The sequence below is a fragment of the Cupriavidus sp. DB3 genome, assembly GCF_020418465.1.
Classification (GTDB): Bacteria; Pseudomonadota; Gammaproteobacteria; order Burkholderiales; family Burkholderiaceae; genus Cupriavidus; species Cupriavidus cauae.
Window position 1 is genome coordinate 170,042 of record NZ_JAIZPL010000002.1, and the last position, 14,229, is coordinate 184,270.

The following is a 14,229-nucleotide window of genomic DNA, read 5'->3' on the forward strand; positions in this document are numbered from 1 at the left end:
TGTGATGTGCGGGGGCACGGCGCAGGCAACGGCGGCCGGCGAAAGCAGGGCGCGAATCGGTAGCTGGTGGCGGGATCGCCCTTCTCAGTCGAGAGAACAACAATGACACGGCCATTTATCGTATTGGGTGACAAGACCGACCACGGCGGCGTCGTGATCAGCGCGTCGGGCACCACGTCGACCAACGGCAAGGGCATTGCCTGCGTCGGCGATCGCGTGACCTGCCCGAAGTCCGGCCATGGCGAAACCACCATCGTCACCGGCGACCCGACCGTGATCATCGACGGCCGCGCCGCGGCCCGCCACGGCGACAAGACCGCCTGCGGCGCGACGCTGCTGTCCAGCCAGGGAGTCACCGGCAGCGCGTAAGCGGGCGCCGTTCCGCTGCCGCGCTGCTGCGCCCCCTGTGCCGACCCTCCCCGACACCATGCTTGCACGCCTGTTCCGTTCCGGCCTGATCCTGTTCGCCGTCTTCGCGCTGGTCTGGACCGCGACGATCCTGTGGTGGCAATCGATCCATCGGATGCCGACCACGACCGATATCGTCACGCATCTGTTCCTGCTGCCGGCCGGCATGATCGCGGGCTATCTGGTCATTCGCCGCGCGCTGGACGGTATCCGCCGCAATGTCGCGGCCGCGGTCAGCACGCCGGCCGCCGCGCAGGACGGCGTGGCCCCGTCGGACGGCGCCGTGCCCGACGACGACCCCAGCCGCCGCTGGCGCGCGCTGGTGTTGGGCGCCGCCCTGCATACCGCCAAGGGCGGCGACACGGCCGCCACCGCCGCGGCCACCGCCGAGCAGCAGCGCCCCGACGTGGTCGACGTGCTGCGCGATGGCATGCCGATCTTCGCCGCGCCCGCCGAGGACATCGATGTCGATGGCACGCGCGACGCGCTGGAGCAGGCCTTCGCCGATCTGCCGTGGAATGACGAGGCCGTGCGGACCGTCGCGCTGGCCAGCGACGTGGCCGAGCGGCTGGTGTCCCAGGTCCTGGAGCAATATCCCGGCCTGTACTTCCCTGCCACCGACGAGACACCCACGGCGGCGCAGGCCGAGGAGCCGCCGCGGCTGGTGCTGACGCTGCTGCTGCCGGAGCGCTGGCTGGCGCCAATGGCGGCGGCCGCGGGCCAATACGTGCGCGGCCGCCTGACCGGGCTGTGGCCGATCGAGCGGATCTCGATGGAGACGTTGACCGCCAAGGGCGACGGCGATGCGATGGTGCAGGTCGATCGCGCGATCCTCGCGCTGCATCGCGAACCGACCCACGAATTGCGCGGCGTGATCGCCGCCGATTCGCATATCGGCGCCGAAGCGATCGACCGGCTGCGCGCGACCAACCGGCTGTTCAGCGCCCAATGCGAGCACGGCGTCGCGCCCTCCGAGGCGGCGGCGGGCATCCTGCTGTATCCGCCGCAGGGACCGCTGGCCGCGATGCTCGCGCAGGACGCGCCGCCGGCATCGATCGTCCGCGCCACGCTCACGCGGCTGGACGCGCCGACTCCCGACAAGGGCCAGCCGCGTACCGCGGCGCTGGATCAAGCGATCGCGCAGACGCTGGGCCTGCTGGCCGAACCTGCCGACGGCTCCAAGGCCCAGGCCAACGACAAGGACGACAAGCCCGAAGCGTCCGCCGCCGAGCCGGCGCCCGCGCCGCAGCCCGTCGTGGTCACCGCCGACATCAGCCCGCATCCGGTCCGCACCGTCGAACTGGCACGCGTGTTCTCCGAACGCTTCAGTGAGCTCGACGTCAGCGCGGACCTGCTGCCGGTCGGCACCGCTTGCGGACACACCGGCAATGCCGGCGCACTGCTGGCCATCGTGCTCGCCCATCAGCAGTGCGCCGAGCGCCGGGGCCCGGCGCTGGCGCTGACCGCGGCCGATCCGCAGCAGCGCGGCGCGATCGCGGTGGTGCCGCCGGCCACCGCCTAGCGGACATCCTCGCCAAGCACGAACAAGCACGAACAAGCACGAACCAGCACGAACCAGCACGAACAAGCCAGAACAAGCCAAAGCCCAAGCCAGGCAAGCACAAGCACACGCACCAGCAAACGCACCAGAACCAGCACACGCATTCGCAAACCGCAGGCCAACATGCACCGATTCCTCAGTTTCCTGACCAACACGCGCACGCTGTCCGTGATAGGCGTCGTCGCGCTGACGCTCTTCCTGCTGCTGGCGGCCGATACCTTCGAGGTCGGGCTGACCTGGGTCGGCATCGTGCTCGGCCTGCTGGTGGTGGCGTGGCTGATCGCCTTCGCGTGGCGGCACTATCGCGCGCGACAAGCCAGCGGCAAGCTCGGCGCGCTGCTGGAGCAGCAGGCGAATGCGGCCGCCCAGGAAGCGCCGCAGGAAAAGCGTGGCGAGGTCGAGGCCCTGCGTACGCGGCTGGTCGATGCGGTCAAGACGATCAAGACCTCCAAGCTTGGCCAGTTGTCGGGCAACGAGGCGTTGTACGAACTGCCGTGGTACATCGTGATCGGCAACCCGGCGGCGGGCAAGAGCACCGCGGTGCTGAACTCGGGCCTGCAATTCCCGTTCGCCGACAAGAACAACGCGATCATCCACGGCATCGGCGGCACGCGTAACTGCGACTGGTTCTTCACCACCGAGGGCATCCTGCTCGATACCGCGGGCCGTTATTCGGTGCACGAGGAAGACCGCAAGGAATGGCTCGGCTTCCTGGACCTGCTCAAGCGCTACCGTCCGCGCGCGCCGATCAACGGCATCGTGGTCACCGTCAGCATTCCCGAGCTGACGCAGAACCGCCCCGAGTTCGCCATCCAGCTGGCCAAGAACCTGCGCCAGCGCGTGCAGGACCTGACCGAACGGCTTGAAGTGTTCGCGCCGGTCTACGTGATGTTCACCAAGGCGGACCTGATCACCGGCTTCACCGAGTTCTTCGGCGACAGCGACAAGCACGAGCGCGACCGCGTCTGGGGCGCCACCCTGCCCTTCGAGCCGGGCGAAAAGCGCGATGCCGCCGCGATGTTCGACGAGCGCTTCGACGAGCTGTACGACGGCCTGAAGGAAATCAGCGTGGCGCAGATCGCCCAGCACCGCAACGGCAAGCTGTCGCCGGGGCTGCTGAGCTTCCCGCTCGAATTCGCGTCGATCAAGCCGGCGCTGCGCGCCTTCCTGGTGACGCTGTTCGACGAGAATCCGTTCCAGTACAAGCCGGTGTTCCGCGGCTTCTATTTCACCAGCGCGGTGCAGGAGGCAAGTACTACCAGCGCCTCCGCCGAACGGATCGCGCGCCGCTTCGGCCTGAAGCTCGACAGCGCCGCGCATAGCCGCGAGGTGTTCTCGAAGAACGGCTTCTTCCTGCGCGACCTGTTCTCCAAGGTGGTGTTCGCCGACCGCAAGACCGTGCGGCAGTTCTCGAGCCCGGCCAAGACGCGGATGCGCTTCGTCACCTTCTTCGGCCTGGTGCTGGTGCTGGGCCTGCTGCTGGGCGGGTGGACCTGGTCCTTCATCGGCAACCGGCAGTTGACCGCCAATGTGCAGGCCGACCTCGACAAGATCGTCAAGCTGCAGCAGAACCGCATCGACCTGCAATCGCGGCTGGAAGCGCTCGACATCCTGCAGGACCGCATCGAGCAGCTGGAGCGCTTCCGCGCCGATCATCCGATCGCGCTGTCGCTGGGCCTCTACCAGGGCGATACGCTGCAGCACAAGCTGCTGGACGAGTACTACAACGGCCTGCGCCAGGTCATGCTGAAGCCCGTCGGCACGTCGATCGAACGCTTCCTGGCCGAGGTCAACGCGCATCCGGACCAGCTCGCGCAGAACGTGCGTGCCCCGGCCGCCAATGGTGCGGTGGTGCCGGCCTCGGCCCAGGCGGGCGCGGCGGGCGCGGCAGGCGCGAGCGCGGCAGCGGCAGCGGCCGCACCGGCTACGGCTACGGCTACGGGCACGGCAGCCACGGTCGCCGCGACCGCCCCGTCCGCTGTCGACATGACAGCCGCGCTCAACACCGAATCGCCGAACGCCAAGCGCTATGCCGATGCCTCCCCGACCAACGTCGAGGACGCCTACAACGCGCTGAAGACCTATCTGATGCTGGCGGACAAGCGCCATGTCGAAGTCGCGCACCTGACCGACCAGGTCACGCGCTTCTGGCGCGGCTGGCTCGAGGAGAACCGCGGCAGCATGCCGCGCGAGCAGCTGATCCGCGCGGCCGAGCGCAACATTTCGTTCTACCTGGCGCGCGTCAACGACGACAACTGGCCGCTGCTGGAGAGCAACCTGTCGCTGATCGACCAGACCCGCGAGAACCTGCGCCGCGTGGTGCGCGGCATGCCGGCACGCGAGCGCGCCTATGCCGAGATCAAGGCGCGCGCGGCCACCCGCTTCGCGCCGATGACGGTGGCCCGCATCGTCGGCGACGCCGGCGCGACGGTGGTCGCCGGCAGCTACGCGGTGCCCGGCACCTTCACCCGGGAAGCCTGGCTGCAATACGTGCAGCCGGCCATCCGCGAGGCGGCCAGCAAGGAGCTGCAGAGCAAGGACTGGGTGCTGAACGTCGCCGCCCGCGACGACCTGACGCTCGAGGGCAGCCCCGAGCAGATCCAGAAGACGCTGGTGTCGATGTACAAGAACGAATACGCCAAGGAGTGGCAGCGCTTCATGCAGGGCGTGGCCGTGCAGGAGTTCAAGAGCTTCGACCAGGCCGTGACCGCGATGAACCTGCTGGGCGATCCGGTCAACTCGCCGATCCGCAAGCTGTTCGACGCCGCCTACGAGCAGACCTCGTGGGACAACCCGTCGATCGTCAACGCCGGCCTGAAGCAGGCGAAGACCGGCGTGATCGAATGGTTCAAGCGCTGGGTCTCGCGGGGCACGCCGTCCGGCGTCAGCGTCAATGTCGACAGCGCGAGCCTGGCCTCCGCGTCCGACGCCGGCAACATCCCGATGGGGCCGGTCGGCAAGGAGTTCTCGGGCCTGGCCAAGATCGCCGTGATGCGCGACAACAATTCGCTGCTGCGCGGCTATATGGAGGCGCTGTCCAAGGTCCGCACGCGCTTCAACACCATCAAGAACCAGGGCGACCCCGGCCCCGGCGCGCGCCAGCTGATGCAGCAGACGCTCGACGGCAACGGCTCCGAGCTGGCCGACGCGCTGAAGTACGTCGACGAGCAGATGCTGACGGGCATGACCGACAGCCAGCGCCAGACGCTGCGTCCGCTGCTGGTGCGTCCGCTGCTGCAGTCGTATGCGGTGACGATCCGTCCTGCCAGCGTGGAGATCAACAAGGTGTGGAACGCGCAGGTCTACCAGCCCTTCATGCAGACGCTGGCGACCAAGTACCCGTTTGCCTCGGATGCCAAGATCGAGGCCAGCGCGGCCGAGATCGGCCAGGTGTTCGGTCCGGACGGCGCCATCGCCAAGTTCGCCGGCACCACCATCGGGCCGCTGTCGGTTCGCCGTGGCGACATGATCGCCGCGCGCACCTGGGGCGATCTGGGCGTGACCTTCGCGCCGGAGTTCACCACCAACTTCACGCGCTGGATCGCGCCGCTGACTGGCGGCGCGGCGGCCGGTGCCGGCGGTGCCGCCGCCGCGGCCCCGCAGACGGTGTTCCAGATCCTGCCGTCGCCGGCGGCCGGCACCACCGAGTACACGATCGAGATCGACGGCCAGCAGCTGCGCTATCGCAATACGCCGCCGCAGTGGACCAACTTCGTCTGGCCCAATCCGCAGGGCACGCCGGGCGCGCGCATCACCGCGACGACCTTCGATGGCCGCACGGTGGAGGTGCTCAGCGAACCGGGCCGCTTCGGCCTGGAGCGGCTGATCGCCACGGCCTCGCGCAAGCGCCGTCCGGATGGCGCGTTCGAGCTGTCGTGGACACAGGGCCGCACCACCGTCGCGGTGGCGCTGCGCATCGTCAGCAGCCCGCAGACCACCACCGCGGCCGCCGACTCGCCGCAGGGACAGGGCCTGCGCGGCCTGAAGCTGCCGCCCGCGATCGCCGACGCGTCGGCGCCGGTCACCGCCACGGAGGCGGCGCAGCCCGCCCCCGCCGCCTCGGCGCCCGTCGCACAGTCAGGTGCACAGCCCGGTGCGCAGCCCGGCGCGCCCGTGCGTGCAGGAGGTGCGCAATGAGCCAGGCAGCGCAATTGCAGCTCGCGTACTTCGGCAAGCTTCCGTCGCGCGGGGATTTCGTCAAGAGTCCGAACCAGACCCAGCTGCTCGATACGCTCGATCGCTGGCTGTCGCAGGCGATGGAGATGCTGGCCGAGGACCCGGGCTGGAAGACGGTCTATGACGCGTGGCAGCCGGTCCAGTTCGCCTTCCTCGGTTCGCAGAGCCGGCTGGCGATCGCCGGCACGGTGATGGCCAGCAACGACCAGTCGTCGCGCCGCTTCCCCTTCCTCGCCGCCGCCGCGCTGGAAATCGACCAGCCGCTGCCGTTCATCGCGCGCAGCCCGCTGGCGCTGACGCGGCTGTGGACGCGCGCCAGCCATCAGATGCAGGAGCTGGTCTCCGCCGCCGATCCGGCCGAGGGCCTGCGCAATCTGGCGCAGACCCAGTTCGCGGTCGAGATCGGCGCGGGCGCGCAGGCCTACGACGCCAGCTTCAAGGACTTCATCGAATTCCAGACCGTGGCCGGCCTGGAGCAGATGCTGCGCGCCGACGGGCAGACGCTGTGCCTGCGCCGCACGCTGGTCGCGCTCGGCATCCTGCTCGAACCGGTGATGAGCGCCGGCACGTCGCGGCTGGACAAGGGCCTGACGCTGCCGTTGCCGTCCGACCCCGTCTATCGCAGCCTGGTGGCAAGCTTCTGGCTCGACCTGGTGTCGGGCTTCCTGAAGCGCGGCGACTTCGAGCTGTCGCTGTTCCTCGGCCGCGTGGGTAACGAGACCACGGGACAGGGACAAGGACAACGCGGCCGCAGCGAGCGGCTGGTGATCGGCTTCAACGGGGCCTCGTCGCGCACGCTGCACGGCATCATGTCGCCGCTGGCGTACGGCGAAGTCAATATCGACATCGACGACCCGCAGTGGGTGGACCAGCATGCCGGCTCGCGCTATGGCGTCGCCAAGCTGGCCAGCTATCTCGAGCAGCCGCAGCTGTCGCTGCGCGCGGCACTCGACACCTTCCGCGAAGTCTTCATCGGAGAATGATCATGCGTTCGGTTTTCCCGGCCTGCCGCGCTGTTGCGCTGGCGACGGCCCTGACCTGGCTGCTGGCGGCGCCCGCCTCCGCCCAGACGCCTGCCGGTGCGGATGCAGCGGCAGGCCGCGTGGTGGCCGGCGGCGCGGTGCCGGACGAGGCCACCAAGGCCGAGGTATTGGCGCGGCTGCGCGAGCTGTATGGCGCGGCCAATGTCGTCGATCAGATCGAGGTCGGCGGCGTGGTGTCGCCACCGAACTGGACCGCCAACGTGCAGAAGGTGCTGTCGCCGCAGATCAAGCAGGTCAAACGGGGCCAGCTGAGCATTGACGGCACGCAGATCGCGCTGTACGGCGATGTCGCCGACGAGGGCCAGCGGCAGCAGATCGCCACCACGATGTCGAGCGGGCTGGGCCAGAACTATACGGTCAAGAACGGCCTGCGCGTGCCGGCCTCGGGGCAGGATCTGCTGGACCGCACGCTGGCGAACCGGATCATCGAATTCGAGACCGGCAGCGCCACGCTGACGCCCAAGGGCCGCGTGATTCTCGACGAGATGGCGGCGGTGCTGCCGAAGCTGTCGGGACGAAAGATCGAGATCGTCGGGCACACCGACAATTCGGGTAGCCGCGCGCTCAATCTCGCGCTGTCGCAGTCGCGCGCGGAGACGGTCAAGAGCTATCTGGCCGGCAAGGGCATCGAACCGTCGGTGCTGTCGGCGGTCGGCGTGGGACCGGATCAGCCGATCGCGCCGAACGACAAGGAAGAGAACCGGGCGCGCAATCGGCGCATCGAGTTCAGGGCGAGTCAGTAAGGGCTGGCGGCACTGGCTGTGTCGTCCCAGCTTTCGCGGGAACGACGGTGTCGGGGGCGCCTGCCCACGACTTCCGGGGACGACGGTTTCGGCGGGGTGTTTGCCCCCACCGTCTTTCTGGGACGACGGTGTCGGCGTGGCGTCTGCCTCGCCGTCTCCTTCAATGGCTCGAATCGCTCTCCGCGTCCGGCATCACGCCCAGCAATTCCTCGATCTGCGACAGCGTGGCGTCGTCCTTCACGACGGTGCGCAGCCAGGCGTGCAGCGGCATCTCGCCCCACTTGGCCGCGCGCGCGGCCAGGTACGCGACCGGGCTGTGGGGTTCGGTACGGCGGAAGAAATCGGCGACTTCGCGCAGCTGCGCCAGGGCCTGCTGGCGCGTGCGGATCGGACCGCTGACCGCGGCCGCGCCCTGCCCGCTGACGGCGGGCGCTTCGGCACGACCGACTGCGGTAGGTATGGCCGCCTGCCCGGCCTCGTTCGCACCGGCAGCCGGCGCGGCGGGCTTGCCGACGAAGCGCTCGACCAGCGCCCGCACGGCCTCCAGCGCTTCACGCGCCTGCCGGAAGCTCGGCGCATGCTCGCCCGCCTTGGCGTCGAGCACATCGCTGAGCCTGGCCAGCGCCTGCTGGCACGACACCACGTCCTGCAGCAGCGCGACATGGAAGTCGGCCGGCGTCGCCTTGCGCGCGGCCTCGAACGCTTCCTGCGTGACCTTGCCTTCGGCCAGTTCGTCGGCGTGATCGGGATCGCGGCGGATCGCCTCGGTCAGCGCGGTCGCGACCTCCCAGTCGACATAGCCATAGCCGCCGGCGGCCTCGTCGACCAGCGGAATCTCGCGAATCAGCTGGCGCGAGCGCGTCGCCAGCCAGGCCACGCTGCCGGTGCGATATTCGAGGTCTTCCTCGTCGGCGCGCGGATGCAGGCCGCTCCAGAACGCCTCGCACAGCTGCGCGGCCAGCGTATAGCCGTCGCGCAAGCCCGCAAATCCTCTCGTCTTGGCCAGCGCCTCGGTCAGCCACACCGCCAGCCGCAGATCCTTGGTCCGCTCGGACAGCAGCCGCGTCGACAGCTCGACCACCTGGCGCCAGTCCGCCTCCTTCAACTCGGTCACCCACTCGCCCTGGTCCAGCGAGGGATCGTCGAAACGGCGCGCCTCCTGAATGCGGTCGAATTCGGCCGAGAACAGCAGATCCTCGCCGCAAGGGTCGTCGCCCGGAACAGGTTGCAGCAAACGGTCGAAGGAGAGAGTCGCCATATCAGCCCGCAGGAAATGGAATGGCGGGTAGTGTAGCGCGTGGACATCATGACAACCAATGCCAAAGCCATCGCCGCGGAAACGGATGCCGCATTGGAAGACTCAGTCGCGTCGTTCGAGCAACAGTTCGATCGGTACGTTGAGCGCATCGGCAAGGCTCTGCAACACATCGATGCTGCCGCCCCGTTTGCGGCTCTCGATCTGGCTGAGATAGGGCTTGCTCAGGCCCGCGGCGTTGGCCAGTGCATCCTGTGTCAGCCGGCGATAGTCGCGCCACGCCTTTACGGGATGGTCTCCAGCCAGTTCGGCGTCCAGTACGGCCGCCGGAACACGAAAGCCGTCGTCCTGCGACTTCGCACGGTCGAACAGGGCTACATCGTCCAGGTCCTCCATCAAATGCTTGACCTGCTCCCATACCTCGATGGGTACGACGGCAAACTCCGGCTTGCCGTCGCGCTGGATGAATTGGATCTGGGTCATTGGTATGCACCTCCGCGTGGTCTTACAGCCAGCACCACGATAACCAGCCGGCCATCCTCGATCTGATACAAGACTCGCCAGTCGCCGACGCGCAAGCGGTAGCCGTCGCGGCCTACCAGTTTCTTGACGTTGCGATTCGGCGCAAAAGGATCGGCGGCAAGCGCTTCTATCTTTGCCCGAATATTGACGGCCATGTTCGTCGGCATTGCCCTCAGCGCCTGGGCGGCCTGTTTGGTGAATTCGACGGAGTACATGGCCGCATGTTAGCGGCCAGCTAATATTGTAGCTAATAAAGTTAGCTACGGAAAGGTGACAATTCGTGTCGCCCCGACAAAGCAAAAAAAGGCCCGCATCACGCGGGCCTTCTGCTTCAAACGAACCTCAACCGGAATCGAAACCGGAATCGAAACCGGAACGGCTTACCCCACCCACTTCCGCGCATTGCGGAACATGCGCATCCACGGGCTGGCGCCGTCGGGGATCTGTTTCCAGGCGTCGGGGGCCCAGCTCATCGTGGCGGTGCGGAACACGCGTTCCGGGTGGGGCATCAGCACGGTGAAGCGGCCGTCGACCGTGGTCACCGAGGTGATGCCGTCCGGCGAGCCGTTCGGGTTCAGCGGGTAGGTCTGCGTCACCGCGCCGCGGTTGTCGACGAAGCGCAGCGAGACGTCGACCTTGCTCTTGTCGCCCTGCTGCGAGAAGTCGGCGTAGCCTTCGCCGTGCGCGACGACGATCGGGATGCGGCTGCCTTCCATGCCGGCGAAGAAGATCGACGGCGATTGCTGGACCTCGACCGTGACGAAGCGCGCTTCGTACTGCTCGCTCTGGTTGCGCGTGAACTTCGGCCAGGCACCGGCGCCGGGGATGATCGGCGCGAGATTGCTCATCATCTGGCAGCCGTTGCAGACGCCCAGCGCGAAGGTGTCGGTGCGGTTGAAGAAGGCCGCGAACTGCTCGGCCATCGCGCCGTTGAACAGGATGGTCTTGGCCCAGCCTTCGCCCGCGCCCAGCACGTCGCCGTAGCTGAAGCCGCCGCAGGCGACGAAGCCGACGAAGTCGTCCAGCTTCGCGCGGCCCGCGATCAGGTCGCTCATATGGACGTCGTAGGTATCGAAGCCCGCGCGGTCCATGCTGTACGCCATCTCGATCTGCGAGTTGACGCCCTGCTCGCGCAGGATCGCCACGCGCGGCCTGGCGCCGCTGGCGATGAACGGCGCGGCGATGTCCTCGGCCGGATCGAAGGTCAGGCTCGGCGTGATGCCGGGGTCGGCGGCGTCGAGCAGCAGCTCGTATTCGCTGTCGGCGCACGCGGGGTTGTCGCGCAACCGGGCGATGCGCCAGCTGACCTCGCTCCAGACCCGTTGCAGCTCGGCACGCGGAGCACCGAACACCTTCTTGGCGTCGCGGTAGATCTCGATCTGGTCGCTGCCGTTGGGCTTGCCGACCACATGGCTGCAGGCCGACAGGCCGGCCTCGCGCAGCGCGGCGAACACGGCGTCGCGATCCTCGAGCCTGACCTGGATCACCGCGCCAAGCTCTTCGGAGAACAGCGCGCGCAGCGTCTGGTCGTTGCGGCGCTCGGCGATCTGCTGGGCCCAGTTCTTGGCGTCGCCGTAATCCTGCTCCTGCGTCGGATCGAGCGTCAGCATGTCGACGTTCAGCGACAGGCCGCAATGGCCGGCAAACGCCATCTCGGCCAGCGTCGCCATCAGGCCACCGTCCGAGCGGTCGTGATAGGCCAGCAGCTTGCCCTCGCGGTTCAGGCGCTGGATCGCATTGAAGAAGTTGCGCAGATCGGCCGCGTCGTCGACATCGGGAACGCTGTCGCCGACCTGTTGCGTGACCTGTGCCAGGATGCTGCCACCGAGGCGGTTCTTGCCGCGGCCCAGGTCGATCGCGATCAGCACGGAATCGCCCAGGTCGGTGCGCAGCTGCGGCGTCAGCGTGCGGTCGACATCGTCGACCGCGGCGAACGCCGAGATGATCAGCGACACCGGCGCGACCACTTCCTTGGCCACGCCCGCATCGTCCCACTTGGTGCGCATCGACAGCGAATCCTTGCCGACCGGAATACTGATGCCCAGCGCCGGGCACAGCTCCATGCCGACCGCGCGCACCGTGTCGTACAGCCTGGCGTCCTCGCCCTCGACGCCGCAGGCAGCCATCCAGTTGGCCGACAGCTTGACCTTGCCGAGGTCCTTGACCGGGGCCGCGGCCAGATTGGTCAGCGCCTCGCCGATCGCCATGCGGCCCGATGCCGGGGCGTCGATCACGGCCAGCGGGGTGCGCTCGCCCATCGTCATCGCCTCGCCGGCCTTGCCCTGGTAGTCGAGCGTGGTGACCGCGACATCGGCCACCGGCACCTGCCACGGGCCGACCATCTGGTCGCGCGCGTTCATGCCGCCGACGCTGCGGTCGCCGATCGTGATCAGGAAGGACTTGCTGGCGACGGTCGGGTGGCGCAGCACGTCGCGCACCGCCTGCTCCAGCGCGATGCCGGTGACGTCCACCGCCGGCAGCGATTGCTCGACGCGCTTGACGTCGCGATGCATGCGCGGCGGCTTGCCGAGCAGCACGTCCATCGGCATGTCGACCGCGTAGTGCTCCTTCAGCGCCTGATCGACGCTGGCATCGACCAGTTGCAGCTGCTTTTCCTCGGTGGCCACGCCCACCACCGCGAACGGCGAACGCTCGCGCTCGCACATCGCGGCAAAGCGCGGGAAGCTGTCCGGCGCGATCGCCAGCACATAGCGCTCCTGCGATTCGTTGCACCAGATCTCGGCCGGCGACAGGCCGGACTCTTCCAGATGGATCTGGCGCAGCTCGAAGCGCGCGCCGCGGCCGGCGCCGTCGACCACTTCGGGGAAGGCATTGGACAGGCCGCCCGCGCCCACGTCGTGGATCGACAGGATCGGGTTCTCGTCGCCGAGCTGCCAGCAGGCGTTGATCACTTCCTGGGCGCGCCGCTCCATTTCCGGGTTGCCGCGCTGGACCGAGTCGAAATCGAGGTCCGCCGTATTGGCGCCGGTCGCCATCGAACTGGCCGCGCCGCCGCCCATGCCGATGCGCATGCCCGGGCCGCCCAGCTGGATCAGCAGCGAACCGGCCGGCAGCGGCTCCTTGTGCGTATGCGAGGCGTCGATATTGCCGATGCCGCCGGCAATCATGATGGGCTTGTGGTAGCCGCGCACGGTGCCGCCGACGTTCTGCTCGTAGACGCGGAAATAGCCGCCCAGGTTGGCGCGGCCGAATTCGTTGTTGAAGGCGGCGCCACCCAGCGGGCCTTCGATCATGATCTGCAGCGGCGAGGCGATGCGCTCGGGCTTGCCGGTCACCGCCGGCCGTTCGTCGGGATTGCGGAAGGCCAGCGGCTGGGCGGCGTCGCGCGCGTTCTCCCACGGCTCGACCGCGCCGGGCAGCATCAGGTTGGACACCGTGAAGCCGGTCAGGCCGGCCTTGGGCTTGGCGCCGCGGCCGGTCGCGCCCTCGTCGCGGATTTCGCCGCCGGCGCCGGTCGAGGCCCCGGGGAACGGCGAGATCGCGGTCGGGTGGTTATGCGTCTCGACCTTCATCAGCGTGTGGGTCAGCGCCTGATGGCGGCCATACTGGTGCGCGTCGCCCCGCGGGAACCAGCGTTCGGCGACATCGCCCTCCATCACCGCCGAGTTGTCCGAATACGCGACGATCGAACCCTGCGGGTTCAGCTGGTGCGTATTGCGGATCATCGCGAACAGCGACTTGTCCTGTTCCTCGCCGTCGATGGTCCAGGTCGCGTTGAAGATCTTGTGGCGGCAGTGTTCGCTGTTGGCCTGCGCGAACATCATCAGCTCGACGTCGGTCGGGTTGCGGCCGAGCTTGGCGTAGGCATCGACCAGATAATCGATCTCGTCCTCGGACAGCGCCAGGCCCATCGCGACGTTGGCCTCGGCCAGCGCGGCGCGTCCACCCGCCAGGTCGATGAAGCGCAGCGGCTTGGCCGGCAGTTCGTCGAACAGCCCGGCCGCGGCGTCGCGCGTGGCGACCACGGTCTCCGTCATGCGGTCGAACAGCAGCGCCGCCACGGCGTCGCGCGTCAGCGGGTCCAGCGTCTTGCGCCCGCGCAGCAGGCCCTTCTTGCAGATCACCGTGAATTCGATGCCGCGCTCGATCCGGTGCACATGCGACAGGCCGCAGTTGTGCGCGATATCGGTGGCCTTGCTGGCCCACGGGGAGATCGTGCCGAAACGCGGAATCACGACGAAGCGGTCGCCCTCGGGCTGCTCCGCGAACGGCGCGCCATAGGTCAGCAATGCGCGGATGCGGTCGGTATCGCCCTTGTCCAGCGGCTGGTCGGTGTCGACGAAGTGCAGGAACTGGCCGTGCACCGACTCGATGTCGGCGTCGATCTGTTGCAGGGCGGTGAGCAGGCGTTGCTGGCGGAAGGCCGACAGGGCCAATGCGCCGGGGAAGCACGAGAAATGCGCCATGATCTGAGCGGTCGGAGGGCGATGGAGGTGGGACTGCGGCCGGGACCCGGCCGTGGCGTCCGGCCGGACGGGCCGCAAGCCAGCCGGGCGGCGC

9 protein-coding genes are annotated in these 14,229 nt (G+C 68.3%); 5 read left to right on the forward strand and 4 right to left on the reverse strand.

Going from position 1 to position 14,229, the window contains the following annotated elements:
- The first annotated feature begins 102 nt into the window (after positions 1-102).
- The 5 genes from K7G19_RS06470 to K7G19_RS06490 all read left to right on the forward strand — a co-directional run bounded on the left by K7G19_RS06470 (position 103) and on the right by K7G19_RS06490 (position 7,931).
- The gene (locus K7G19_RS06470; protein ID WP_149318842.1) at positions 103-369 is read left to right on the forward strand and encodes a PAAR domain-containing protein; all 267 of its coding nucleotides are present in this window, start codon (positions 103-105) and stop codon (positions 367-369) included.
- A 58-nt stretch (positions 370-427) separates the two neighbouring features.
- Entirely contained in the window at positions 428-1,930 is a 1,503-nt protein-coding gene (locus K7G19_RS06475; protein ID WP_226106487.1) for a hypothetical protein, read from the forward strand.
- A gap of 162 nt (positions 1,931-2,092) precedes the next feature.
- On the forward strand, positions 2,093-6,106 hold the full coding sequence (gene tssM, locus K7G19_RS06480) for a type VI secretion system membrane subunit TssM (protein WP_226106488.1): 4,014 nt from the start codon (positions 2,093-2,095) through the stop codon (positions 6,104-6,106).
- Entirely contained in the window at positions 6,103-7,128 is a 1,026-nt protein-coding gene (gene tagF / locus K7G19_RS06485) for a type VI secretion system-associated protein TagF (RefSeq protein WP_149318845.1), read from the forward strand. The genes tssM and tagF overlap by 4 nt, the downstream gene beginning before the upstream one ends.
- A 2-nt stretch (positions 7,129-7,130) precedes the next feature.
- Positions 7,131-7,931: an OmpA family protein gene (locus tag K7G19_RS06490; protein WP_265632348.1), complete on the forward strand. Its 801-nt coding sequence runs from the start codon at positions 7,131-7,133 to the stop codon at positions 7,929-7,931.
- A 160-nt stretch (positions 7,932-8,091) separates the two neighbouring features.
- Here K7G19_RS06490 and tssA read toward each other — a convergent pair whose 3' ends face one another.
- From tssA to purL, 4 genes are all read right to left on the reverse strand, one after another.
- Positions 8,092-9,189, reverse strand: coding sequence for a type VI secretion system protein TssA (gene tssA / locus K7G19_RS06495; RefSeq protein ID WP_149318846.1), 1,098 nt, complete (start codon positions 9,187-9,189; stop codon positions 8,092-8,094).
- 102 nt (positions 9,190-9,291) lie between these two features.
- Positions 9,292-9,669: a helix-turn-helix domain-containing protein gene (locus tag K7G19_RS06500; RefSeq protein ID WP_149318847.1), complete on the reverse strand. Its 378-nt coding sequence runs from the start codon at positions 9,667-9,669 to the stop codon at positions 9,292-9,294.
- Positions 9,666-9,923: a type II toxin-antitoxin system RelE/ParE family toxin gene (locus K7G19_RS06505; protein ID WP_149318848.1), complete on the reverse strand. Its 258-nt coding sequence runs from the start codon at positions 9,921-9,923 to the stop codon at positions 9,666-9,668. Before K7G19_RS06505 ends, K7G19_RS06500 begins: the two co-directional genes overlap by 4 nt.
- 165 nt (positions 9,924-10,088) lie before the next feature.
- On the reverse strand, positions 10,089-14,135 hold the full coding sequence (gene purL / locus K7G19_RS06510) for a phosphoribosylformylglycinamidine synthase (protein ID WP_226106490.1): 4,047 nt from the start codon (positions 14,133-14,135) through the stop codon (positions 10,089-10,091).
- Positions 14,136-14,229: the final 94 nt, after the last annotated feature.

Coding starts and splice junctions, on each gene's coding strand:
- K7G19_RS06470 (WP_149318842.1), top strand. CDS start 103: ATGACACGGCCATTTATCGTATTGGGTGACAAGACCGACCACGGCGGC.
- K7G19_RS06475 (WP_226106487.1), top strand. CDS start 428: ATGCTTGCACGCCTGTTCCGTTCCGGCCTGATCCTGTTCGCCGTCTTC.
- tssM (WP_226106488.1), top strand. CDS start 2,093: ATGCACCGATTCCTCAGTTTCCTGACCAACACGCGCACGCTGTCCGTG.
- tagF (WP_149318845.1), top strand. CDS start 6,103: ATGAGCCAGGCAGCGCAATTGCAGCTCGCGTACTTCGGCAAGCTTCCG.
- K7G19_RS06490 (WP_265632348.1), top strand. CDS start 7,131: ATGCGTTCGGTTTTCCCGGCCTGCCGCGCTGTTGCGCTGGCGACGGCC.
- tssA (WP_149318846.1), bottom strand. CDS start 9,189: ATGGCGACTCTCTCCTTCGACCGTTTGCTGCAACCTGTTCCGGGCGAC.
- K7G19_RS06500 (WP_149318847.1), bottom strand. CDS start 9,669: ATGACCCAGATCCAATTCATCCAGCGCGACGGCAAGCCGGAGTTTGCC.
- K7G19_RS06505 (WP_149318848.1), bottom strand. CDS start 9,923: ATGTACTCCGTCGAATTCACCAAACAGGCCGCCCAGGCGCTGAGGGCA.
- purL (WP_226106490.1), bottom strand. CDS start 14,135: ATGGCGCATTTCTCGTGCTTCCCCGGCGCATTGGCCCTGTCGGCCTTC.